19 protein-coding genes and 1 pseudogene are annotated in these 24546 nt (G+C 75.3%); 13 read left to right on the forward strand and 7 right to left on the reverse strand.

Annotation, left to right across the window (positions count from 1 at the left end):
- Nucleotide 1 precedes the first annotated feature (1 nt).
- From B056_RS0100570 to nhaA, 8 genes are all read left to right on the forward strand, one after another.
- The gene (locus B056_RS0100570; RefSeq protein WP_026239174.1) at nt 2-1312 is read left to right on the forward strand and encodes a hypothetical protein; all 1311 of its coding nucleotides are present in this window, start codon (nt 2-4) and stop codon (nt 1310-1312) included.
- On the forward strand, nt 1303-3642 hold the full coding sequence (locus B056_RS0100575; RefSeq protein ID WP_018499952.1) for a serine/threonine-protein kinase: 2340 nt from the start codon (nt 1303-1305) through the stop codon (nt 3640-3642). The genes B056_RS0100570 and B056_RS0100575 overlap by 10 nt, the downstream gene beginning before the upstream one ends.
- The gene (locus tag B056_RS0100580; RefSeq protein WP_018499953.1) at nt 3639-4760 is read left to right on the forward strand and encodes a PP2C family protein-serine/threonine phosphatase; all 1122 of its coding nucleotides are present in this window, start codon (nt 3639-3641) and stop codon (nt 4758-4760) included. The genes B056_RS0100575 and B056_RS0100580 overlap by 4 nt, the downstream gene beginning before the upstream one ends.
- Nucleotides 4760-6055: a VWA domain-containing protein gene (locus tag B056_RS0100585; RefSeq protein WP_018499954.1), complete on the forward strand. Its 1296-nt coding sequence runs from the start codon at nt 4760-4762 to the stop codon at nt 6053-6055. The genes B056_RS0100580 and B056_RS0100585 overlap by 1 nt, the downstream gene beginning before the upstream one ends.
- Nucleotides 6056-6135: 80 nt before the next feature.
- A complete protein-coding gene (locus tag B056_RS0100590) occupies nt 6136-6672 on the forward strand; it encodes an FHA domain-containing protein (RefSeq protein ID WP_154676762.1) in 537 nt (178 codons plus the stop codon).
- Between the two features lie 34 nt (nt 6673-6706).
- Nucleotides 6707-7408, forward strand: a complete 702-nt coding sequence (locus tag B056_RS0100595) for an NADPH-dependent FMN reductase (protein WP_018499956.1) — start codon at nt 6707-6709, stop codon at nt 7406-7408.
- Nucleotides 7409-7684: 276 nt separating this feature from the next.
- A complete protein-coding gene (locus B056_RS0100600) occupies nt 7685-8455 on the forward strand; it encodes a class I SAM-dependent methyltransferase (RefSeq protein WP_018499957.1) in 771 nt (256 codons plus the stop codon).
- Nucleotides 8456-8632: 177 nt separating this feature from the next.
- Nucleotides 8633-10030 (forward strand): Na+/H+ antiporter NhaA, encoded by a 1398-nt coding sequence (gene nhaA, locus B056_RS0100605; protein ID WP_018499958.1) that lies wholly within the window; start codon nt 8633-8635, stop codon nt 10028-10030.
- Here nhaA and B056_RS34650 read toward each other — a convergent pair.
- Nucleotides 9974-10528 (reverse strand): annotated as a pseudogene (locus tag B056_RS34650) (DsbA family protein); the annotation flags it as partial. The gene nhaA and the pseudogene B056_RS34650 overlap by 57 nt on opposite strands.
- 386 nt (nt 10529-10914) lie before the next feature.
- On the opposite strand from B056_RS34650, the gene B056_RS0100615 reads away from it, so the two are divergent.
- Entirely contained in the window at nt 10915-12489 is a 1575-nt protein-coding gene (locus B056_RS0100615) for an ABC transporter ATP-binding protein/permease (protein WP_230202750.1), read from the forward strand.
- A gap of 52 nt (nt 12490-12541) precedes the next feature.
- Here the strand turns inward: B056_RS0100615 and B056_RS0100620 are convergent, their stop codons facing one another.
- From B056_RS0100620 to B056_RS0100640, 5 genes are all read right to left on the reverse strand, one after another.
- The gene (locus B056_RS0100620) at nt 12542-14482 is read right to left on the reverse strand and encodes an ABC transporter ATP-binding protein (protein WP_018499961.1); all 1941 of its coding nucleotides are present in this window, start codon (nt 14480-14482) and stop codon (nt 12542-12544) included.
- Nucleotides 14479-14922 (reverse strand): lasso peptide biosynthesis B2 protein, encoded by a 444-nt coding sequence (locus B056_RS0100625; protein WP_018499962.1) that lies wholly within the window; start codon nt 14920-14922, stop codon nt 14479-14481. The genes B056_RS0100620 and B056_RS0100625 overlap by 4 nt, the downstream gene beginning before the upstream one ends.
- A complete protein-coding gene (locus B056_RS0100630) occupies nt 14919-15173 on the reverse strand; it encodes a lasso peptide biosynthesis PqqD family chaperone (RefSeq protein WP_018499963.1) in 255 nt (84 codons plus the stop codon). Before B056_RS0100630 ends, B056_RS0100625 begins: the two co-directional genes overlap by 4 nt.
- A 2-nt stretch (nt 15174-15175) precedes the next feature.
- Nucleotides 15176-16015 carry an AfsR/SARP family transcriptional regulator gene (locus B056_RS0100635; RefSeq protein ID WP_018499964.1) on the reverse strand — a complete coding sequence of 280 codons (840 nt, stop codon included), beginning with the start codon at nt 16013-16015 and terminating at the stop codon, nt 15176-15178.
- 144 nt (nt 16016-16159) lie between these two features.
- Nucleotides 16160-18457: a PI-PLC domain-containing protein gene (locus B056_RS0100640; protein ID WP_018499965.1), complete on the reverse strand. Its 2298-nt coding sequence runs from the start codon at nt 18455-18457 to the stop codon at nt 16160-16162.
- Between the two features lie 151 nt (nt 18458-18608).
- Between B056_RS0100640 and B056_RS0100645 the strand changes: the two genes are divergently transcribed.
- The 3 genes from B056_RS0100645 (at nt 18609) to B056_RS0100655 (ending at nt 20581) form a co-directional block, all read left to right on the forward strand.
- A complete protein-coding gene (locus B056_RS0100645) occupies nt 18609-18839 on the forward strand; it encodes a hypothetical protein (protein WP_018499966.1) in 231 nt (76 codons plus the stop codon).
- Nucleotides 18840-18885: 46 nt separating this feature from the next.
- Complete coding sequence (locus tag B056_RS0100650) at nt 18886-19674, forward strand: hypothetical protein (protein ID WP_026239176.1); 789 nt, start codon at nt 18886-18888, stop codon at nt 19672-19674.
- Between the two features lie 82 nt (nt 19675-19756).
- On the forward strand, nt 19757-20581 hold the full coding sequence (locus B056_RS0100655; protein WP_018499968.1) for an enoyl-CoA hydratase/isomerase family protein: 825 nt from the start codon (nt 19757-19759) through the stop codon (nt 20579-20581).
- A 16-nt stretch (nt 20582-20597) separates the two neighbouring features.
- On the opposite strand, the gene pepN is transcribed toward B056_RS0100655, so the two are convergent.
- Nucleotides 20598-23174 (reverse strand): aminopeptidase N, encoded by a 2577-nt coding sequence (pepN, locus tag B056_RS0100660; RefSeq protein WP_035749725.1) that lies wholly within the window; start codon nt 23172-23174, stop codon nt 20598-20600.
- Nucleotides 23175-23342: 168 nt separating this feature from the next.
- Between pepN and B056_RS0100665 the strand changes: the two genes are divergently transcribed.
- Nucleotides 23343-24485 carry a phosphotransferase family protein gene (locus B056_RS0100665; protein WP_230202751.1) on the forward strand — a complete coding sequence of 381 codons (1143 nt, stop codon included), beginning with the start codon at nt 23343-23345 and terminating at the stop codon, nt 24483-24485.
- Nucleotides 24486-24546: the final 61 nt, after the last annotated feature.

Consider the following 24546-nt stretch of genomic DNA (forward strand, 5'->3'; position numbering starts at 1 on the left):
GATGGTCTCGCGACGCGACGTGGACGACGCCCTGGCCCGGCTCCGGTCGGAGACGGCGGCCCTGTCGGCGGCCCTGCTCGAGCTCGACACGACCGCGGAACAGGTGCTCGGCGACGGCACCCGGCTGCGCGGGCACACCGCCGCCCGCGCCGCGGCGGCCCGGGCCGGACTGGGCTGGCTGTGGGACCGCCACCGCGCCGTCAGCGAGGTACTGGCCCGGGCCGAGGCTTTGCGCGGCCTGCCGGATTCCCGGCTCGGCGCCCGGCAGGCCGCGCGGGTCGAGGCGTTCCTACGCGAGCCGCCGTCACACCCGCCCGCGCCGCCGCCCGGGGAGTTGGGAACTGCCCCCGGGCAGCTGGCGGCCGGCGCGGCCGGGGACCTCCTGGGCGGCGCGGCCGGAGGCCTGCTGGCCGGCACCCGGGAGGTCGCCGCGGCGATCCGTACCGAGTTGGCGGCCATCACCGCGGCCCGGGCCGCGCATCACCGGATTCTTGTCGACGCGGCGCGTGGGCTCGCGGAGACCGACGCCGTCTGCGCCCGGCTCGCGATACCCGACCTGCCGGAGCTGGTCGCCGCGCGCGCGGCACTGGACGCCGCGGCAGCGGCGGTGACGGCCAACCCGCTGGAGACCACACCGGACGACCTCGGGCCCGCCGTCGCCGCGGCTACCCAGGTAGGTGAGCTGGTCGCCGTCCTACGCCGAACTTTCGACGGGCTGGACGCGGAGCTCGCCGCGGCCGCGGCGATGCTGCGGCGGATCGTGTCGGTCGCGCAGGAGGGTGACCGCGCCGCCCGCACTGTGGTGGAACGCCTCACCGGTGACCCGACCGGCCTGGTGCGGCTGGGCGACGGATGGTTCGACGGCCCGCGCAGCGGGCTGCGGCCATGGCTGGACCGGCTGGTGGCGGCCGGTGCCGCAGGTGAGTGGCGGCTGGTCGCCCACGGCCTGGGCGCCTGGCACCGGGTCGCGCGGGAGACGCTCGCCGCGGCGGAGGAGACCGTCACGACGAACTCGGCGCCGCTGCGCCGCCGGGACGAGCTGCGCGGCCTGCTGGGCGCGCTGCGCGCGAAAGCCGGCCGGCTCGGCCAGCTCGAGTCGCCTCATATCGGCGAGTTGTACGAACGCACCGCGACCGCGCTGCGCACCGTCCCGGTTGATCTGGACGCGGCACAAGCCCTGGTCACGGCATTTGGCGACGCCCTGCTGAACATCCCGCCGCCGCCGCTGCCACCGGTGTCGGTGTCGGTGGCAGCGGCGGGACGGACCGGTGACGGGAGCGGCGAGGCCGCGTGGACGGAGGAATGCTCGTGACGGTCAACGGCATCGCCTGCCCGGAACCCGACTGCGACGGAACCATCGAGGACGGCTACTGCGACGTGACCGGGCTGGCGTACCGGCCACCCGCACCCCACCCGGCACCGGCACCGGCACCCCAGTCCAACCCTGCGGACAGGTCGGTCCCGGGCGGGCCGGGCGGCAGCGGATCCGGCACCGGCGGGTCTGGCACGAGCGGGTCTGGCACGAGCGGGTCGGCCGCGGGCTCCGCGTCGTGGAGCGCGACGGCGGGCGGCACACCGCGCCGGCGGCGCCGCCCGGGCCGGGCGCGCCGGTCCCCGAGCCGGCTCGGGGAGGGGCTGGTGGACGTCCCGGACGTGCCGGTCCCCGACCCGGAGTCGCTGCTGCTCACCGACCCGTGCGTTCCGGAGCACCGGCGGGTGTGCCCGAACCCGAACTGCGAGGCCGAGGTCGGGCGGGCCCGCGACGGCCGGCCGGCCTCCGCCGAGGGTTTCTGTGTCGGGTGCGGGCATCATTTCTCGTTCGTCCCGGCGCTGCGCGCCGGTGACCGGGTCGGCTCCTACGAGATCGCGGGCGCGCTGGCGCACGGCGGCCAGGGCTGGGTGTACCTCGCCCGCAACCGCGAGGTCGCGGACGACTTCTGGGTCGTGCTCAAGGGCCTGCTCGACCAGGGCGACCCGGACGCGCAGGCCGCCGCGATCGCCGAGCGCCGCTTCCTCGCCGCGGTCGACGACCCGGCGATCGTGCGCATCCACACGTTCGTCCGGCACGCGGGTACCGGCTACATCGTCATGGAGTACGTCGGCGGGACGTCGCTGCGCGAGGTCCTGCGCCGGCGCCGGGCGGAGGCGGGACGTCCCGACCCGCTGCCGGTCACCCAGGCGATCGCCTACATCCTGGCCGTGCTGCCGGCGTTCGCGTACCTGCACCGCAACGGGCTGGTGTTCTGCGACTTCAAGCCGGACAACGTCATGCTCGGCCGGGAGAGCCTGCGGCTGATCGACCTGGGGGCGGTCCGCCGGCTCGACGACGAGGAGGGCGCGTCCTACCGGACCCGCGGCTACTCGGCTCCGGAGGTCGAGACCGAGACACCCACCGTCGCCTCCGACCTGTACACGGTGGGGCGGACGCTCGCCACGCTGATCCTGAACTTCCGCGGGAACACGAGCACCTACGTCCACAGTCTCCCGCCCGCGTCGGCGCACGAGGTCCTGGAACGCCACGAGTCGCTCGACCTGTTCCTGCGCCGGGCCACCGCCTGGCTGCCCGAGGACAGGTTCGTCTCCGCCGACGAGATGCGCGACGAGCTGCTCGGCGTGCTGCGCGAGATCGTCGCCGCGGAACGGGGCTCACCGGTGGCCGCGCCGAGCCGGCGGTTCACCGGGGACGTCCACCTGACCGGGGAGAACGCCGACGGGTCGGTCGTCACCCCGCGGTGGGCGAGCCTGCCGCGGCTGCGCGTCGACCCCGAGGATCCGGCCGCGGCCACCCTCGCGGCGCTGCCCGACAGTTCGCCCGCGCAGCTCGCGACGCTGCTGGCGGCGATCAGCCCGACGACGGTCGAGGTCCGGCTCCGGCTGGCCCGCGCCCACCTCGAGACCGGGGACGCCGCGGCGGCCACGGCCGTACTCGACGAGGTCGCGGCCGAGGATCCGTTCGAGTGGCGGGTCCACTGGTACCGGGGGCTGCTCGCGCTCGGCGACGGCGGCGGCGGAGAACGAGGAGGCGGCCACACGGCCGCGGCGGCCGCCGCGTTCACCCACGTGTACGCGCAGGTACCCGGGGAACTCGCGCCCAAGCTGGCGCTGGCCGTCACGGCCGAGGCGGCCGGCGAGCGGGACCGGGCCGCCACGCTGTTCGACCTGGTCTCGCGGACGGACGACGGGTTCACCAGCGCCGCGTTCGGCCTCGCCCGGGTGCGGATCGCGGCGCGGGACCGCGCCGGGGCGGTCGCCGCCTACGAGCGGGTCCCGCCCGCGTCCGCGGCGTACCAGGAGGCCCGGATCCGGACCGCGCTCGTCCGCGGGACGACGACGGCGGCCGGGGTGCCGCGGCCCGCCGATCTGGTCGCGGCGTCGGGCATCCTGGCCGGTCTGGACGTCGACCGGCGGCGCCGGGTGGCCCTCGCCCGGGACCTGCTGCGCTGCGCGCTGGACCTGGTCCTCGCCGGAACCGGGCCACCCGAACCGGACGTCGAGGTCGCCGGGACCGCGTTCCGCGAGGTCGACCTGCGCTTCGGGCTGGAGCGCGCCTACCGCGAGCTGGCCACCCTGGCCCCACTCGCGCGGGAGCGCCACGACCTGGTGGATCTCGCCAACGCCGTGCGCCCGAGGACGCTGCGGTGAGCGGGCCCCCGGCGGGGCCGCTGCCCGGCCCCGCGGAACCGGCCCCGGTCACCACGCCACCCGACTGCCCGCGGTGCGCCACGCCGCCGCTGGCCGGGGACCGGTACTGCGAGCGGTGCGGCGCGGCCCTGACCGCGACGGCTGCCTCCGGGACCGGCCCCGCTTCGCGGACCGCCGCCGCCACGCCCGCCGTGCTCGGCGTCGGCGTCGGCGTCGACCGGTACGAGACCGACCTCGGCGCCGCCGCCGGGGTGTCCGACCTCGGCCTCGTCCACCACTCGAACGAGGACGGAATGGGCGTGGCGTTGGCCGCCGGCAGCGGCGGCGGCGCGGTCCACGCGGTCGGCGTGGTCTGTGACGGGGTGTCGAGCGCGCGCGGCTCCGGGCCGGCGGCCGTGGCCGCCGCGGCCGCCGCGACGGCGCTGCTGACCGATCGGGTCGAGGCCTGGCGGTCCCGCGCCGTCCCGGTGCCGGCGGGCCGGCGGGCGCCGGGTCCCGTTCCCCGGCCAGCCCGTCTCGACGGCGGGCCGGCCGGCGCGGTGGCGACACCCGAGATGGACCGGGACACCGCCGGTGAGATGGCCGCCGCCCTGCGTGACGCCGCGCGGGCGGCGCAGCACGCGGCCGTCGCGGGGGCGGCCGAGCTCGGCCTCTCCCCCGCCTGCACGTTCGTCGGCGCCGTCGTCGTGGACGCGACGCTGGTCGTGGGCTGGCTCGGTGACAGCCGCGCGTACCTGGTCGACAGCGCCGGGGCACGCCGGCTCACCGAGGACGACACCGTCGCGGCCGAGGCCGTGCGGGCCGGCCGGCTGGCCCCCGAGCTGGCCGAACGCGGCCGTGACGCGCACGCGATCACCCGCTGGCTGGGAGTCGGGAGCGCCTCCGCCGTTCCCCGGATCCGCGCCGTCGCGCTGCCGTGCGCCGGACGGGTCGTGCTGTGCAGCGACGGCCTGTGGAACTACGCCTCCGCGGCGGAGACGCTCGCCGCCCACGTCGCGGCGTCCGGGCCCGGCGCGCCGGCGATCGACGTCGCGCGGCATCTGGTCGAGGTGGCGCTGCGCGGGGGCGGCTCCGACAACGTGACCGCGATCGTCATCGACATCCCAGGGAGATCCTGATGGTGGACTTCAGCCTCGAGGTCAGCCAGAACAAGTACCTGCCCGAGGGGTCGGGCGAGGTGCACGCCGTCATCACCGTCACCGCGCACGACGTCGGCCCCGGCACCTCCGGGTCGGCCGGAACGGCCGGGTCCGGCGCCGCGGCGGGCGCCGCCGAGGTCATCCTGCTGGACTGCTCGGGCTCGATGGACTACCCCCACTCGAAGATCATCGAAGCCCGCCGGGCGGCCCAGGCCGCCATCGACACGCTGCGCGACGGTGTCGCGTTCGCCGTGGTGGAGGGCACCGGGCACGCCGCGATGGTGTACCCGGCGCGCCAGCAGCTCGTCGAGGCGTCGCCGCGCACCCGCGAGGCGGCGAAGGCCGCGGTGAAACGGCTGCAGCCCCGCGGCGGCACCGCCATGGGCCGGTGGCTGCTGCTCGCCCGCGACCTGATGGCCACCCGCCCGGACGCCATCCACCACGCGATCCTGCTGACCGACGGCCAGAACGGCGAGAGCCCCGCCGAGTTCGACGCCGCGCTGGCCGCGTGCGAGGGCCGGTTCCAGTGCGACTGCCGTGGCGTCGGCGCGGACTGGAAGGTGGCGGAGCTGCGCCGCGTCGCCTCCACTCTGCTGGGCGGCGTCGCGCTGCTGCGCGAGCCGGCGGAGATGGCGCAGGACTTCCGCTCGCTCGTCGAGCGGGCCCAGGCCCGCGGGATCGATCGGGTCGGCCTGCGGGTGTGGACGCCCCGGGGGGCGACGGTCCGGTTCCTGCGCCAGGTGTCGCCCGAGCTCGAGGATCTCACCGGGCGGGCCGTCGAGATCAACCCGCTCACCCGGGACCATCCGACAGGGGCCTGGGCCACCGGGACCCGGGAGTACCACCTGTGCGTCGACGTCCCCCCGGCGGCGGTGGGGAACGAACGGCTCGCCGCCCGCGTCAGCGTCATCGCCGGCGAGGAGGAGCTCTCCCGCACGGCGGTGCTCGCCGCGTGGTCGGAGGACGACGAGCTGTCGGCCCGCATCGACGAGGTCGTCGCGCACTACACCGGGCAGACGGAGCTGGCCCGCGCCGTGCAGGACGGGCTCGCGGCCCGCCGCGACGGGGACGAGGTCAGCGCGGTCACCCTGCTCGGGCGGGCCGCGCGGATCGCGGCCGCCGCCGACGACGGCGCGACCCTCGAACGGCTGGCGAGGGTCGTCGACATCGACGACGCGGCCACCGGAACGGTGCGGCTGCGCCCCCAGGTCGACGCCCTGGACGAGATGGACCTGGACGCGGGCTCGACCGTCACCGTGCCCGCCCGGCGGTGAGCCCGGAGGCGGGCCCGCCACCCCCCGCGGCCCGGCTCGACACGGCGGCGCCGTGTGCCGGGTGCGGGTTCCCCGGGCCGGTGACCGAACCCGTCTGCCGCGCGTGTGGTCACGACGCCGACACCGGCACGGGACCCCGGGCGGTCGGCGTGGTCCCGTTGGGCCGCACGGCGGTCCCCGCCATACCGGAGGCGGCCGGCGGGTGGACGGTCGAGATCGCTCCCGACCGCGCCTACTTCGCCCGCGGGGAGAACGACGGCGCCGTCTTCCCCACCGCCGCGGCCGGCCGGATGATCCCGCTGACGGCCCCGCGGGCGGTCGTCGGACGGCGCAGCCGCTCCCGGGGCCGAGCACCGGAGCTCGATCTCTCGGTGCCCCCGCTGGATCCCGGGGTGTCCCGCGCGCACGCGCTGCTGGAGCGGCACGCCGACGGGACGGTCACGGTGACCGACCTCCGCTCGGCGAACGGGACCTGGCTCGGCCCGGACGCGGCCCACCTGACCAGGGTGGAGGCGGGCGGCCCGCGGCTGGTGCGCGCGGGCGAGCACGTCTTCGTCGGCGCCTGGACCCGGCTGAGCGTCACGAACCCGCCCACCGGTACGCGACCCGGACCTTGACCTGAAGTCAGGTTTAACCCTTAGTGTCGCCGCCATGAGCGATCTGACGATCTCCGGCCAGCGCGGGACGGCCGAAACCCGGCCCGCGGACACCACCCCCGGGGCCGCGCGGCACACCCCGGACACCACCCCGCTGCGGGTCGCGGTCGTGCTCGCGAGCGTCCGCGCCGCCCGGTTCGGCCCGGTGGTCGCCGGGTGGTTCGCCCGCCAGGCCGCGCGGCGCCCCGACGTCACCGTGGACGTCGTCGACCTGGCCGGGCTCGCCGGCATCGGCGGCGTGGACACCGCCGTCGTCGCCCCGGCCAACACCAGCACCGCCGACGCCGCCGACACCGGCCCGATGACCTGGGAGTCCTTCGCGGACCGCGTCGGCGCCGCCGACGCGGTCGTGATCGTCACCCCGGAGTACAACCACAGCTTTCCCGGGCCGCTCAAGACCGCCGTCGACGCGCTCGGCCGGCAGTGGCACGCCAAGCCCGTCGGGTTCGTCGCCTACGGCGGGATGTCCGGCGGGCTGCGCGCCGTCGAGGCGTTGCGGGTGGTCTTCTCCGAGCTGCACGCGGTCACGATCCGCGACACGGTCAGCTTCCACAACGCCTGGAGCCGGTTCGGCGCGGACGGCGAGCCGCTCGACCCCGACCAGGTGAACGCCGCGGCGACGACGCTGCTGGACCAGCTCTGCTGGTGGGGGTCCGCCCTGCGCGACCGGCGGCGTACCCACCCGTACCAGCGCTGACCGGGTGGCCGGGTGACCGGGCCCGGCCGCCGATCCGCGCGGTTCGCCCACCGCACCCCCCGTGTGCCCCTTCTGTCGCGTCTCGTACAGTCACGGAGCCCGGCGGATGCCGTGTCCGCCGCGCGCGCGGCGGACGCCCACGTCACGGGCGTGACGCGGGGACCCGGCACCGGCGCCCACCACGGCATCCCCCGCGCCCGACCGTCCTCGCGCCACGGCGCGTGACGGCCACGACGTTTCACTGGCGGCGACGTTCAACGAGGAGCGGACGAACGGATGATCGGCGACGACACCCACGTGCGGAACAATCGCACCCGGTGGAACGAGATCTCCGACGACTACCAGCGGTTCAACGCCCCCCAGATCCGCGGGCAGGCGTTCACCGGTGACATCACCTGGGGGGTGTGGGGCATCCCCGAGTCGCGGCTGAACGTCCTCGGCCACGTCGTCGGGCTCGACGTACTGGAGATGGGCTGCGGCGGGAGCCAGTGGTCGACCGCGCTGGCCCGCCGCGGCGCGCACCCGGTGGGTCTCGACCTCTCCGAGCGCCAGCTGCACCACAGCCGCCGGCTCCAGCGCGAGACCGGCCTCGACTTCCCGCTCGTGCAGGCCAGCGCCGAGGAGGTGCCGTTCGCGGCCGGGTCGTTCGACATCGTCTTCGCCGATCACGGCGCCTTCTCGTTCGCCGACCCCTACCGGGCGATCCCCGAGGCGGCCCGGATCCTGCGCCCCGGTGGGCTGCTCGCCTTCGGGCACGTGAGCCCGATCTACGAGATCAGCATCCCGGACGGCGCCGAGGCGGCCGGCGACCGGCTCGTCGGTGACTACTTCGGCCTGCGGCTCATCTCCGACACCGACGGCCTGGTCAGCGCGAACCTGCCGTACGGGGCGTGGATCAGGCTGTTCCGCGACAGCGGGTTCGTCGTCGAGGATCTCGTCGAGCCGAGGCCCGAGACCGGCCCGGACGCCACCCACCGTGACAGCGCCGAGGAGGCGTGGGCGCGCCGGTGGCCCTCGGAGTGCATCTGGAAGGTCCGCCGGGTCTGACCGCCGGGGCCCGGGGCCGGCCCACGAACGGGTCACCCGCTCCGGGTCCCGGGCGCCCTGGTCGGCGTCAGGCACGAGGATGACACGTGGGGGCGCACGCACGATGTCCTCTCGAGGAGGATCGACGCACACGATGAGCCCGAGCGCAGAGATCCCAGGCCCGGAAGCCCGAATCGCATGACCGTTCCGACCAGGCCGGGGCCGGAGCTGCGGGTCCGGCTGCCCCAGGTCGCGCCGTCCGTCCGCGAGTTCCTCGCGACGGAGGCCGGCGGCGCCGTACTGCTCGTCATCGCCGCCGTGGCGGCGCTGGTCTGGGCGAACAGCCCCGTCGCGGACAGTTACCACGAGCTCTGGGAGACCACCGCCACCCTCGGGGTGGGGGACGCGGCGCTGTCGATGACCCTGCACCACTGGGTCAACGACGGCGCGATGGCGATCTTCTTCGCGGTCGTCGGACTGGAGATCAACCGCGAGTTCACCACCGGCGAGCTGCGTGACCGCCGGACGGTCGCCGTGCCCGCGCTCGCCGCGGTCGGCGGTCTCACCCTGCCGGCGCTGATCTACTTCCTGTTCAACTCCTCCGGGCCCGCCGCGGACGGCTGGGGCATCCCGATGTCGACCGACACCGCCTTCGTGGTCGGCATTCTCGCCCTGTTCGGTCCGCGCTGCCCCGACCGGCTGCGGCTGTTCCTGCTGACGCTGGCCATCGTCGACGACATCGGCGCGATCTCCGTCGTGGCGATCTTCTACACCGACCAGGTCGACGCGGTCTGGCTCGGGGCCGCGGCCGCCGTCCTGGTCGTGATCGGGGTCATGCGCTGGATGGGTGTCTGGCGGCTGCCGCCGTACGTGGTGGCCGCGCTCGTGCTCTGGGTGGCGATCTACTCGTCGGGGGTGCACGGGACGCTCGCCGGCGTGATCATCGGACTGGTCCTGCCGTCCGCGCCGCCGCGCCGCGAGCAGATCGACGAGGTGCCGATCTACGTCCGGGCGCTGCGGGAGGACTCCACGGCCTCACGGGCCGCGCTGGCCGTCTCCGCGGCCAAGTCCACCGTCTCCACCAGCGAGCGGCTGCAGTACACCCTGCACCCGCTCAGCGCGTACCTGATCGTGCCGGTCTTCGGCCTGGCCAACGCGGGCGTGCACCTCGACAGCCACACGCTCGCCGACGCGTCCACCTCACCCGTCACGATCGGGGTCGCCGTCGCGCTGCTGGTCGGCAACGGGATCGGGATCACGGCGACCTCGCTGGTCGCCATGCGCACCGGGCTGGGCGCGCTGCCCGGCGGTGTCCGCTACGGCCACCTGGTGGGCGCGGCCGTCCTCGCCGGCATCGGGTTCACCATCTCGCTGTTCGTCACCGAACTGGCGTTCACCGACGAGGCCCTCGCCGAGCAGGCCAAGATCGGGATTCTGGTCGGTTCCTTCGCCGCCGCCGTGCTGGGCACGCTCGTGCTGCGCTACGTCGGGGAACGCTGGTCGCTGTGCTCACCGGGCTCCGACGAGTCGATCCCGGCGCTACCGCCGCGCCCATGGCACTCGCCGACGCCGGCTGTCATCCCCGTCATCCGCTGACCGGCCCGAACCGGCGCGGGCGACGGCCGTGCGCAGCGGCCCGAGTTCGAGCCGCCCGCGGTAGCGCACCCCGTCGATGAAGATCGTCGGGGTGCCCTGCACCCGCAGCTCGGCGCCGCCGGCGTAGTCGGCCTCGACGGCGTCGCCGTAGGGCTGGGCCGGGTCGCCGACGACGAGGTCGGTCCCGATCCCCAGGGACCGGGCGAAGGCCATGAGGTACTTGTCGGCCAGCTTGTCCTGGTTGGCGAACAGCAGGTCGTGCATCTCCCAGAACCGGCCGTGCGCCCCGGCGACCTCGGCCGCCAGCGCCGCGGTGAGCGCGTAGGGGTGGATGTCGAAGACGGGGAAGTGCCGGAACACCTGCCGGACCTGGCCGTCGGAGGAGTCGACCAGCTCGTGCAGGATGGCGGCCGCGCGGGCGCAGTAGGGGCACTCGAAGTCGCCGTACTCGACGATCACCACCGGCGCGCCCGGCTCGCCCCGGGAGTGCCGCCCGGGATCGGTCGAGACGCGCCGGCTCCGCTCAAGAACAACGGCGTTCCCGCGCCCTACCGCGTTCTCGCGAACCTCGAAATTTCCGCCCGCCTTGTTTTTACCGACCTTGCAAACCTCTGAGTTCTCGCGGACATCGACATTCTCGCGAACCTCAGAATTCTCGCGAACATCGGTATTCTCGCGAACATCGGTATTCTCGCGAACCTTTCCCATACGGCCATTGTAGCGAGCGGCGGGGGCCTCGTGATGCCGTTAGGCTGACGCCCGTGGCCGAGCCGAGAACATCGGAACGACGTGTTCCAAAGGCCGACGACGACCTGGCGGTCCGGGCGGTCGACCTTCGCATACGACGCGGGACGAGCTGGGGCGGCCACGGTGGGCGCGAAATCGTGCACGGCCTGTCTTTCGAGGTGCCTCGCGGATCGGTCACCGGGGTCATCGGCCCGAGCGGGTGTGGAAAAACCACGTTGTTGCGGGCGGTCGTCGGCATCCAGCGCGCGGTGAGCGGAGAGCTGCGGGTGCTCGGTCGCGACGCCTGCGAGATCGAGCTCCGCCGCCAGGTCGGCTACGCCACCCAGACCGCCTCCGTCTACGACGACCTCACCGTGGACGAGAACCTGCGCTATTTCGCCGCGCTCTGCGCGGACCGGGTCCCGAGCCCCGCCGAGATCATCCGCCGGGCCGGGCATGCCGCCGCCGGGGTCGGCCTGGCTACCGAGAGCCGCACCCCGGTCGGTCAGCTCTCCGGCGGCCAACGCTCCCGGGTGTCGCTGGCCGCCGCGATCATCGGCGGGCACGAGCTGCTCGTCCTGGACGAGCCGACCGTCGGTCTCGACCCGGTGCTGCGCCGCGAGCTGTGGGACGAGTTCCACCGGATGGCCGGGCGCGGCCTGACCCTGCTCGTGAGCTCGCACGTCATGGACGAGGCGTCCCGCTGCGACCGCCTCCTGCTGTTGCGCGAAGGCCGGCTGATCGCGAACGAACGGCCCGCCGACCTGCTGGCCCTGACCGGGACCCGCGATCTCGATCAGGCGTTCCTGTGCCTGGTGGAGCCGGCCGCGGCCGCGTGCGCCGACCTCCCGGCCGGTGGCGACCGGCCACTGCCCCGGGACGCGTCTCCCCCACGGGACCCACCTCGGCCGCAGGACGATTCTCCCCCGCGGGCGGCGTCTTTCAGGCGCGGGGCACCCGGGCCGGACGCCTGTGCCGGGAGTTCGCGTCAGCCGCTGAACCTCGCGCGCGCCACCAGCACCGCGCTGCGGGTGATCCGCCAGATGCGCCGCGACCGACGCACCGTCCTGCTCGTGCTCGTGCTCCCACCGGCGTTGCTGGTGCTGCTGCAGGCCATCTTCGCCAGCAGTCCCACCGCGTTCGACCGGGCCGGGACGGGCCTGCTCGGCGTCTTCCCGCTGATGACCATGTTCTTCCTGACCTCGGTCGCCATGCTGCGGGAACGGCGGTCCGGGACACTGGAGCGTCTGATGACCACGCCGATCGGCCGCGGCGACCTGCTCGCCGGGTACGGCATCGCCTTCGGGCTGCTCGCGGTCGCGCAGGCCGTCATCACGACCACGACGGCCGTCGCACTGCTGGACCTGCGCATCGCCGGACCGCTGGTGCTGCTCGGCCTGCTCGCCGTGCTCGCCGCGCTGTTCGGCACCGCGCTCGGCCTGCTCACCAGCGCCTTCGCGAACTCCGAGTTCCAGGCGGTGCAGTTCCTGCCGCCGGTCCTGCTCCCCCAGTTCCTGCTGTGCGGCATCCTCGTGGCGAGCAGCCAGCTGCACCCCGTCCTCGCCACGGTGAGCCTCCTGCTCCCGATGACCTACGTGGTGGACGCGCTGACCCGGATCGGGGCCTCCCCCGGAGTGTCCGCGCTGGTCGTCCGGGACGCCCTGGTCATCGCCGCCTGCACGCTGGTCGCGCTGGCCCTGGCCGCGGCGACGCTGCGCCGGCAGGGCCCCTGAACCGCCCGGCGGCCCGTGGCCCGGGACGCGGGCCGGCCCAGGCCGCGGGCGGTCAGGCGGTGCGGTCCAGGCCGACGGCGGCGAGGCGGGCGTAGTCCGGTGAGGTGCGCAGCAGCTCCTCGTGCCGGCCGGTGGCGACCACGCGGCCCTCGTCGAGCACGACGATCAGATCCGACGCCCGCACCGTCGAGATGCGGTGCGCGATGACGAGCAGCGCCCGGCGGGCGGCGATGTCCGCCATCACCCGGGTCAGCGCGTGCTCGTTGACCGCGTCCATCTGGGACGTCGGCTCGTCGAGCAGCAGCAGGGCGGGCCGGGCCAGCAGCGCGCGGGCCACGGCGACCCGCTGGCGCTCCCCGCCGGAGAGCAGGACCCCGTGGTCCCCCACGTCGGTGTCGAGGCCGGCGGGCAGGCGGCGGACGACCGCGGTGAGCCGGGTGATGTCGACGACCTCGGCGATCTCGGCGTCGGTGGCCTCCGGGCGGGCGTAGGCGATGTTGTCCCGCAGCGAGCCGCTGAGCACCGGGGCGTCCTGCTCCACGAGGTTGACCTGCCGTCGGGTCAGGGCCCGTTCGGAGCGGCCCAGCGGCACGCCGTCGACGAGGATCTCCCCCGCGTCCGGCTCGTAGAACCGCTCGATCAGACCCAGCACCGTCGACTTGCCGGCGCCGGACGGCCCGACCAGCGCGACCTGGCCACGGGCCGGCACGGTGAACGACAGTCCCCGCAGAACGGGGCGCCCGGTGTAGGAGAACCAGACACCGCGGAACTCCAGCGCCGGCAGCGCGGGCGTCGCGCCCCGTACCGCCGCCATGCCTCCCACCGCCGCCGCGGGCCCCACCCGCGCCGGCGGCCGGGCCGGCCGGGTGGCCTCGCCCGGTGCCTCCTCCGGCGGCATCGTGAACACGAAGTTCACCCGGGTCAGCGCGCCCAGGCCGCGCTGGATGGTCTGCGCGGACTCGATCAGCTGCGCCAGCGGCATCACCAGGTAGGTCGCGTACAGCAGGAAGGCGACCAGGTCGCCCAGGGACGTCGTGCCGCGGGCGACCAGGACACCGCCGGCGAGCAGGACGACCAGCACGGACCCCTGCACCGCGAGCTGGGTGGCGGGGGCGATCACCGCGCTGAGGCGGGCCATCCGCAACCCGGCCTGGTAGGCGTCGTCGGCGTGCGCGCCGATGCGCTCGGTCTCCCGCTCCTCGGCGTTGCTGGCGCGCACGGTGCGGATCGCGGTCAGCGCCCGTTCCAGGTCGGCGGTCATCCGTCCCACGCTCGCCTGCCCCTGCTCGGAGACGGCCCGGACCCGGACCAGCGCCGTGAGCACGATCGCGCCGGCCACCAGCACCGCGATCAGCACCAGCCCGAACAGCAGCGGGCTGAGCCAGATCATCAGCCCGATCGCGGCGAGCACCCCGATCAGGCTGGTGACGAGCGAGGTGAGGCTGTAGGCGACGGCGTCGCGGACCACCGTGGTGTCCGCGTTCGAGCGGGAGAGGAGGTCACCGATGCGCTCGGCGTCGAACACCCGGATCCGCAGCCGCAGCAGGTGGCCGATCAGCCGGCGCCGCAGACCCAGCAGGACCCGCTGCCCGGTGCGCTCCAGCAGGTAGTGCCCCCAGGTGTCGACGGCCGCCTCGACGAGGAAGACCGCGATCAGCACGACGATCAGCCGGACCGGCACCCCGCCGGCCCGCGCCGCGTCGATGACGGCCCGCACCAGCAGGGGCTGCGCCAGGCCGATCACCGTGCCGAACGCGGTGAGCGCGGTGGCGAACGCGATCAGACGGCCGTGGCCCCGCAGCAACCGCCACAGGTCGCCGAGCCCCGGCCGGGGCCCCGGCGGGCCGGGCGGCGGGCCGGGCCGGCCGTACGGGCCGGGCGGCGGGCCGCCGGGCAACGGGGACGGCGGGCCACCCGGGAGGAACGGCGGGCCACCCGGCAGCGGGAGCGGCGGGCCGCCGGTCGGCGGCCACGGCCGCGGGGGGGTGGTCATCTCACCCGGACGGCCGGGCGCGGCCTCGAGCGGACCGTGATCATCGGCCGGTAGGTCTCCGGCGGGACGGATTCGCCGACCATCAGCCCGTCGGCCTCCACCCAGGCGTGCGCCGCGAACGAGCCCGCGACCCGTACTCCTGTCCGCCATGTTGGCCACCTTCCCGAGACGCGGCAGAGCAGCGCGGTGGCGACCGCGCGCGGCAGGCACCCGGACTGGTCGCGGCAGATCCGGCTGACCGCCGTGACCGCCTCCAGCGCCGCCAGGGTCTGCCGGTACCCGGCCGGCCGGGTACCGGTGGCCAGCAGCTCCATCACCTGGCGCAGCCGTCCCGGCGACAGCCTGATCAGCACGCGGGCGAGCGCGACGGCCAGCAGGGCGGGCGCGTCCCGGCGCAGCCGCCGCCACCGGGCCCCGCCGCGCCGGGCCCGGACGGTCACCGGGTCAGCCCGGCCGAGCGCAGCGTCGCGATCAGCCGTTCGACGTCCGACCGCGCGGTGGCGGCGTCGACCTCGAAGGCCGCGGTCACCGCGCTCGTGGCCTGGTCGAGCGTCCCGCCGCCGGCCAGCACGTTGACGGCGAGATCGGCGGTGGGATTCAGGGTCCAGTAGCGTCCGGTCCGCTCGTCCAGCAGGACGGCGCCGTACTCGGTCTCGGCACGGATCACGTGCTTGCGCAGCTGTGTCGACACGGTCAGGCCCGTTCCTCTCGTCCACCGCCGGCGGCGCGCGCCGTGGCCGGCGCCGCGGCTGGCGCTGTGGTCACGTCGAGCTCGCCGGCGAGCACCTGGGCGTGGATCCGGCGCAGCTCATCGCTGGGTTCCACCCCCAGTTCCCGGGACAGCAGGTGGTAGGCGGTGCGGTAGGCGGCGAGCGCCTCGGCGCGGTGCCCGGAGCGGCAGGCCGCCACCAGGAACTGGCCCCACAGCCGTTCCCGCAGCGGGTGCTGGACGGTCAGCCCGCGCAGCATCGGCAGGACCCGGTCGTACTGGCCGCGGTCGAGCAGCGCGTCGATGAGGTCCTCGTGCACCACCGCCCGCAGCTCGTGCAGCCGGGCCGACTCGGCCCGGGTGACCTCCTCGGGAAGCTCGTCGTACGGTTCGCCGCGCCACACGGCCAGCGCGTCGCCGAGCAGTTCGACGGCCCGGTCGCAGTCGCCGGCCCAGCGGGCGTCCTGGCCGCGGCGCGCGGCCTCCTCGAAGATCCAGACGTCGACCTCGGTGGCGGCCACGTTGAGCCGGTAACCGCCCGGTCGGCTCTGGATCCGCCCGAGGCCGGCGGTCTCCCCCGACGGAAGCAGTTGGCGCAGGTCGGAGACGTAGGTCTTGATGTTGCCGGGGGCCGAGGGCGGCGGGTCGGCGTCCCACAGCACCGAGCGGATCCGCTCGATGCTCGTCCAGCGGCCGCGGCTGAACAACAGCAGCGAGAGCAGGCGTCGCTTCTTCGGCTGCCCGATCGGTACGGCATGGCCGTCGGACGCGTTCACCTCCAGTGGGCCGAGGACCCGGAAGGGCAGGTGGCGCCGCGGTTCCATGGGGCGTTTCTCCCCAGCGGGCGGTGGGTTTAGACGGTCCGGCCGGGTCCACGCGGGCCGTGACGTCGCCTCTGTCCCGATCCGAAAGGAAATCTTCCGGTCACTCGAAGCGACAACACGACAACCAGCGGCAACCTCGGATGATCAGTCGGATGAACGCCGGTTGTACTCGGCGACGGTGGCCACGAGATCACCGACCGTGGCGAAGTTGACCGCGAGGAAGGTCGGGCGCAGCCCGCGGGCGGCGCACTGCTCGGCGTGCGCGGTCAGCGACGAGCGGGTGTTCACCAGCGCCGCGTCGGCGCGGGTGGCGGCGTGGTCGGTGAGCCAGTGGTTGATGAGGAGCATGGTGGGCCGGCTCGTCCCGCGGCCGATCCGGCAGCTGAAGCCCCCGGGAATCCGCACGTCGAACGGGGTGTCCGCGTTGGACCGGTAGAAGTTGCGGTACCAGGTGCCGGGCACGTCCCCGTTCTCGGCGAAGACGACCAGGCGCCGGCCGCGGTCGATCAGCTGGCCGAGGGTCGGCCAGGACCGGCCCGCCGCGGGCGGCCGGACCAGGTACTGGCCGAGGCCCGCGGCCCGGAACGCGGCCATGATCGGTTCGGGCGGGACACCGTCCTGGACGATGATGGTGATCACCTCGGCCGGGTTGCGGGCCAGCCAGCCCGCGACGCCGGCCAGCGCGTCGTCCAGCGGGGTCGCGCCGAGCTGGCAGATGCCGTGGCAGAGCCAGAGCCCGGGGCGGCTCGACCGGGCGCCGGTGGCGAACGGCGCGAGTGCCTCGCGGGCCCGCGGCCGCAGGTCGGCCAGGAACGACTCGACCTCGGCGGGGGTCGTCCAGTGGTGGACGTCGAGCATCAGGGCGCGGATGCCGCTGTCGAGCTGGCCCACCAGGTCGGGGTCCTGCACGGCGCCGAGGAACCCGGCCCGCACCGACGCCATCCCGTTGTGGGTCGTCGGGTAGAGCACGTCGGAGTAGCGCCGGTTGCACAGGTCGGCCCCGCCGTTGCAGAACGCGGTGCCGGTGCCCGCCTCCCCGGGGATCAGCACCCAGGAGGCGGCGACGAACACCGAGCAGGTCGTGCCCACCGCCACCAGGCGCCGCACCCGCCACTCGGTCCGCGACAGCCGGCGCGTCACGACCGTCGCGGTGCCGAGGAGGATGCCGGCCACGAGCGGTATCGCCGCGATCTCGCTCCAGGTCGCGCGCACGTTCCCGACCAGCACCCGCCCGACGTCCCCGACGAGGACCCGCCCCGCCGGGGGAAGCGGCGAGTCCGGCCCACGCAGCGGCGCGAGCGGGTCGCCGACCAGGCCGGTCACGAGGACCCCGGCGGCCAGCGCGGCCAGCCCGCCCACGACGAGCGCCGCGACCACCAGCCGCACCGACGGCCCGCGGCGCCGGACGGCCAGGCCGAGCGCGCCCGCGGGCACGGCGAAGCAGAACGCGGCGAGGGCGAGCATGCCCGTGCCGCCGATCGTGTGGATCGTGCGCAGCCCGAACCCGGCCGGGCCGCCGGGCGCGTCCGCGAGCGGGCGGCCGAGGTCGAGGACGGTCCCGCCGGCCAGGCGCGCGCGCAGGTCGGCGACGGCGGACACGTCCCCGGCGAAGATCAGTGGGCCGACGACCGCCAGCGCGGCTCCGAGGTCACCGGAGCGCAGCGCGACCAGCACCTGCTCCCGGGCGACCGGCCGGTCGGGCCCGTCCACCCGGCTCACCAGCAGGTCGGTGGCCCAGGCGACCTGGTCGTTGGTGAGATCGATCTCGGGGACGGAGGCGGGCGGGCGGCCCTGGCTGACCCGGTCCACGCCGTCGAGGACGTCGCGCAGCGCGCCGGCGACGTCCTCGGTGCGGTACCGCGGCGCGCCGGACACCTGCCCGGCGAGGTAGACCGACGCCAGCCGGCCGATGTTGTCGAGGATCGGCCGCAGGTCGACGGCCAGGACGAACTCGGCGCGGCTGCCGTCGAGGTAGGCGGCGACGTTGTCGGCGACGCCGTCGGTCATCCCGCGCAGCGCCGACGGCGGGACGACGAGCTGCAGGTTGTCGACCACCAGGTCCGAGTCGACGGGCAGGTCGGCGAGCAGGTCACCGGTCACGTCGGTGAGCACCGGGTCGGTCAGCACCTCGTCGCTGATCCGCTCGTGCACCCGCGTCTCGTCCAGCGCGCCGCGGTAGAAGCTGGCCCGCTGGGCTGTCTCGTGCACGGTCAGCAGCGCGACCCCCGCCGGGACGAACACCGCCGCCACCACCGCGACCAGGCAGGTGGCACCCGCGACACCGCGCAGCCGGACCCAGGCGGAACCGGCGAGCCGCGGCCCGACGGGCCGGACCCGAGTCACCCGGAGCCGGGCCGACCAGAACCGGGCCGACCAGAACCGGGCCGCCGGAAGCCCGGCCGCCCGCAACCGGGCCGGCGAGGCTCCCCACAGCCAACCCATGGGACGCCAGATTACCGACGTCAGTAGTCGAACAGTTGACGAAATCGAGGTCATCCCACGTCCGGGCCGCTGGAATGCGTGGAGACGGGGTATCCCGGCACCGACGGCCCGCGCGGGAGGCCCGCGGCCGGCCGAGGAATCGAGGTGTCCGATGACCGTGCACTCGAGCCCGCCCCGTGAGCGACCCGTCCTGATCTGGGCACTGACGGGGGTCGTCGTCGTCGGACTGGTGCTCGCGCTGGTCGGGATGATCCTCAACGCCTGGGTACTGCTCGCCGTGGCCGCGGCCACGGCCGTACTCGCGACCCTGGCGCTGTGGCCCGCGGGCGTGATGTCCCACGTCACGACGACCCGCTCGGCCACCACCCGCGGACCGCGGTGACGGACGGCGCGGTGCCGGGCGGCGAACGGACGGGGAGGGAGAAGGCATGGACACGGCAGTGATCGATCGGCCACGGGGTCGCGACATGTGGCACGTCCCGCGGACGAAGGGTGCCCTCAGCGGGCTCCTGCTCGTGGCGCTCGGCGTCTGGGGGGCCCTCATCCCGTTCGTCGGGCCCTACTTCGACTTCGGTTTCACGACCCACGCCTGGGAGTGGACGGCGAACCGCTTCTGGCTCTCGGTGCTGCCCGGCGTCGTCGCGGTCGTCGGCGGGCTGATCCTGATGTTCAGCGGCAACCGGGCCACGGCCGCTCTCGGTGCCACGCTGGCGACGGTGGCCGGGGTGTGGTTCGTCGTCGGGCCGCCGCTGTCCCAGATCTGGGACCCGACGGCGATGGGCACCCCGCTCGGGGGCAAGGCCCGCCAGGCGCTGGTGCTGATCAGCTTCTTCTACGGCCTGGGCGCGGCGATGCTGTTCCTCGGCGCGAGCGCACTGGGCCGACTCAGTGTGGTCGGCGTCCGTGATGTCGCCACGGCCCGCCGGCGACGGCTCGGGCATCCCGAACCGGGCCGGCACGCCCGCGGCCACGACCGCCGGGCCGGTGTCGGGTCGGGCCTCGACGAGGCGTCGGTCTACCCGGACGAACCCCGCCGCCTGGACGCTCCGCCCGCGGGGACCGGTGAGCATGTGGGGACCGGTGAGCATGTGGGGAGTGGTGAGCCCACCGGGACCGGTGAGCATGTGGGGACCGGTGAGTCTGGCGGGACCCGGGAACCCGCCGGGGCCGGCGGCGGGCGGCACAGCCGTCACCACTGGTGGGAGCGTTCGCACTGACCCGCGGGGGCCTGGACCATCCCGCGGGGGCCTGGCCCACACAGCGGCGCCCCCGGCCGGTCCGGACTGGTAGGACGGCCAGATGAGCGACGAGAACACGGTCCACGCCTCCACCGCGGCGGACGCCGACGAGCTGATCTACGCGGTGGACGGCGCCATCGCGACGATCACCCTCAACCGGCCACAGCTGAAGAACGCCTTCACCCTCACCATGATCGACCGGTGGGCCGAGGCGCTGCGGTCCGCGGCGGCCGACCCGCGGGTCCGGGTCGTCGTCGTGACGGGCGCCGGCGGCGCCTTCTGCTCGGGGATCGACCTGGCGGTGCTCAGCGGCATCGAGCCCACGCCGATCGCGCGCCGGCGGATGCTCACCGAGGGCGTCCACAAGGTGGCCCGCGCCGTCCTGGACCTGGAGAAGCCGCTCATCGCGGCGATCAGCGGGGTGGCCGTCGGCGCCGGGCTGGACATGGCGCTGATGTGCGACATCCGGTTCGCGGGCCGCTCGGCCCGGCTGGCCGAGGGCTACATCAAGATCGGGCTGGTCCCCGGCGACGGCGGGTGCTACCTGCTCCCCCGCCTGGTCGGGCCGGCCAAGGCGCTGGAGCTGCTGCTGACCGGCGACACGGTGGACGGCGTCGAGGCCGAGCGGATCGGCATGGTGAACCGGGTCTACGACGACGCCGAGCTCCTCGACGCGACCTACGCGTTCGCCGGGCGGCTCGCGGGCATGTCCCCCATCTCCGCCGCCATGATCAAGAAGACCGTGTACCAGTCGCAGACCATGGACCTGCGCGCCAGCCTCGACATGATCGCCTCGCACATGGCGATCGTGCAGTCCACCGAGGACTACGCCGAGGCCCGGGCGGCGTTCGCCGGGCGGCGGTCCCCCGACTTCACGGGACGCTGACTCACGGGACGCCGGCTCACCGGACGCCGCCGACCCGCAGGTGCAGCTCGCGGGCGGCGAGCGCCCGGCGCAGGTCGTCGGCGGCGTCGACGATCACCCGGGACAGCACCTGGCCGACATCGCCGTGGCTCAGCGTCTCCTGAGCCACGGCGAGCGTCCGGGCCTCGACCGCGTACCGGGGGAAGGCCGCGGCGGCCACCTGCCGGACGGCGTGCGGGGAGCGGGCCGCCGCCAGCGGGGGCATGTCGGCGAAGTACCGGTCGACGTAACCGGCGGTCAGGCCGGCCTGCTCCGGTCGCCAGAAGCCCTGCGCCGTCGCCGCCACCAGCCGGACGGAGGTGGTCCGGTCCTCGGTGGCGGCCTGCCACGCCCGGGCCTTCGCCGCCGGCTCACCGATCGCCGCCCGGCTGCGCGCGGCGTGCTCGGCGGCCCGGGTGCTGCGGTCGCGGTCCAGCTCGGCGGCGATCTCGGCCTCCCCGGCGGCGTCCAGGACGACCAGCCGGTCGAGCACCAGCCAGCGCAGGTCCGGGTCGACGACGAGCCCGGCGGGGACGCCGCGCCCGGTGAGCCAGCCGCGCAGCTCGTCCACCTCGGACGTCCCGGCGCACCACACCAGGCCACGGGCCGCCGCCAGCAGCAGGCCGGACGTCCCGGCCGTGGCCTCGATGACGCGGCGGCAGGCGCCGGCGAGCGCGGCGCGGGCGGCGGGCCGGTCCCGTTCGGGCAGGAAGACGTCCACGACGGTCGCGGCGGCGAAGCGCAGCGCGTCCTCGAAGACGGCGACCGAGCGTTCGGCGGGCAGCGCCCGCGCGGCGAGCGCCAGGTAGTCCGCCGCGGGCCACTCGGCGTCCCGGGCCGCGTCCGCGACGGCCGCCCACACGACGGCGCGGGCCAGCGGATCGGCCAGCTCCGCCAGGGCCGCGCCGAGGCCGGGCAGCTCCCCCGCGACAAACCTGATCTTGGCGTAGGTCAGGTCGCCGTCGTTGAGCAGCAGCAGTCGGCCGGGCCGGGTGCCGACGAGCTGGGGGACCGCCGTGCGCCCGCCGGCCGGCGACGCCCCGATGTCGACCAGGACCCGCCGGACGAGCGTCACCGGCCCGGGGGCGCCGTCCGGGGCGCTGTCGTAGACGCCGATGCCGACGCGGTGCGGCCGCTCGGCCGGATGGTCCGCCGGGGCGGTCCGGGTGATCTCGACGGAGGCGTAGGCACCGTCGTCGTCGAGGGTCACCTCGGGGCGCAGCGTGTCGACCTGCGCGCGGCGCAGCCACGCCGCGGACCACGCCGTCAGTTCCTTCCCGCTGGCCCGCGCCAGCGCCGCCAGCAGGTCGTCGAGGGTGGCGTTGCCGAAGGCGTGCGCGGTGAAGTAAGCCCGCAGCCCGGCCAGGAACGCGTCGTCGCCCACCCACTCGACCAGCTGGCGCAGCGCGGAGGCGCCCTTGGCGTAGGAGATCCCGTCGAAGTTGAGCAGCGCCCGCGCGGTGTCGGCGACGTCGTCGGGGGCCACCGGGTGGGTTGAGGGCCGCTGGTCCGCCGCGTAGCCCCAGCTCTTGCGGCCCACCGCGAAGCTCGTCCAGGCGTCGGCGAAGCGGGTCGCCGCGGCCGTCACCCGGGTGCCCAGGTACTCGGCGAACGACTCGTTGAGCCACAGGTCGTCCCACCAGCGCATGGTCACCAGGTCGCCGAACCACATGTGCGCCATCTCGTGGGCGATCACGACGGCGCGCCGCTCCCGTTCGGCCTCGGTGACCGCGGAGCGGAACACCAGTTCGTCGCGGAAGACGACCAGGCCCGGGTTCTCCATCGCGCCCATGTTGAACTCCGGCACGAACGCCTGGTCGTACTTCCCGAACGGGTACCGGATGCCGAACAGCTCGTGGTAGTGGTCGAGGCAGCCGGTGGTGATCTCGAAGATCTCGGCCGCCTGGGCGTCCAGGTACGGCGCGAGCGAGCGCCGGCACACCAGCCCCAGCGGCACCCCGTCGTGGGTGGTGCTCCACACCCGGTAGGGCCCGGCGACGAGGGAGACCACGTAGGTGGACAGCGGGGCGGTGGGCGCGAACTCCCAGCGCCCGGGGCCGACCCGGGTGCCGGCGCCGTTCGCCCGCACCTCCCAGGGCGGTGGGGCGGTCACCGTCAGGCGCAGCGGCGCCTTGAGGTCGGGCTGGTCGAAGCAGGCGAAGATCCGCGCGGCGTCGTCGAGGAAGGACTGGGCGTAGAGGTAGACCTCGCCGTCCTCGGCGTCGGTGAACCGGTGCAGCCCCTCGCCGGTGTTGGTGCACTCCATGGTCGCCCGCACCTCGAGGGTGTTGGCGGCGAGCAGGCCGGGCAGGGCGAGCCGCCCCCCGGCGACGGCACCCGGGCCGGTCGCGGCCGGGCCGAGGTCGCGCCCGTTGAGCCGGGCCAGGTCGACGTCGACCGCCTTGACCTCGACGAACGTGGCCGCGCCCGGCTCCCGGCACGAGAACGAGACGGTGGTCGTCGAGGTGAACCGCGGGCCGGAGGGGGTCCCGGTCAGATCCAGGTCGACGTGGTACGAGTGGACCTGGACGAGCGCGGCCCGGGCCACGGCCTCGGCTTGGCTCAGCGGTTGCATCTGCCCGACGGTAGTGCCCGCCCCGCCCCGCCGTGCTCGTCGGGTTCCGCGGTACCGGTCGGGTTCCGCGCGGGGCGTCGCACCGCGACGCCCCGGAACCGCGACGCCCCGGAACGGACCGTCTCGGAACGGACCCCGGTCACAATCGGACCGGTCACAATCGGACCGGTGACGAGCAGAGCCGCCCGACGCGACGACGCCCCCGGGCACGGTCCGCTACGCGGGACGTCCGCCACGGAGGTCACGGTCGACGAGCTCACCCGGCCCGGCGGCGAGATCCTCACCGACCGCAAGGGCCGGCTGGTCGTCCGGCACGGCGATCTCGTCGTCAAGACGCACATGGCCGAGGAGGAGCCCGAGCCGCTGCTCGCGCGGCTGCGGCTCGCCGCGGACCCGCGGCTGGCCGCCGTGCTGCTGGCCCCCCTGCGCGTCCGGGACGGCCACGGCGGCCTGCTCGCCCCGGTCGGCGGCCGCCTCGTCAGCGCCTGGCCGGCCGGGACGGCGCTGCGCGTCGACGACGTCGAGGCCCGCGTCGGGGACGCGCCGTGGACGGCCGCCGCCGCGCTGCTCGCCCGCCTGCACACCACGGACCTGGCCACGCTCGCCCCGGTGCCCGTCCCGCCGGCCGGCGTCTGTACCCGGCTGCGACGCTCGCTGGAGCGCATGGAGGCGGCGGTGGCCCGGGCCGCCGCCTCCGGGCCGGGCGACTCGGGCGGGCCGGGCGACTCGGGTCCGGGTGACTCGGGCGGTCCGGGCGACTCGGGTCCGGGTGACTCGGGCGGGCCGAATGGGCCGGGCGGGCCGAATGGGCCGGCGGCGGCGTGGGAGATCGGGCGGCTGGCGGACGACGTCCGGCGGGCCCACCGGACGCTGCCGTCCTGGCTCGGGCGGACGCCGGCCCGCCCCGGCACGGCGCCGGCCCTCATCCACGGCGACTGGCACCTCGGCCAGGTCGTCCGGGTGACGTCGGCGCCGGCCGGTGCCCCGGACGCCGGCTGGCGGATCGTCGACATCGACGACCTGGGCTGGGGGGATCCCGCCTGGGATCTGGCCCGCCCGGCGGCCTGGTTCGCCGCGGGCATCCTGCCCGCCGAGGTCTGGGGAACCTTCCTCGGCGCCTACCGGGATGCGGGCGGCCCGGCCGCCGGCCCCGACGGCGATCCGTGGCAGGCGCTGGACGGCCCGGCACGGGCGGTCGCCGTCCAGTACGCGGCCGGTGCCGTCACCGACCTCGCCGCCGACGGCACCCCGCTCGACGAGGGCGCCGAGGCATTCCTGGCCTGCGCCCGCCGGATGTGGTCGGGACACTGACAGCCGCGAACGGTACGGACCGACGTGACCAGCCCGGTACGCTGCTGCCGTGAACTACCAG

The organism is Parafrankia discariae, assembly GCF_000373365.1.
GTDB lineage: Bacteria > Actinomycetota > Actinomycetes > Frankiales > Frankiaceae > Parafrankia > Parafrankia discariae.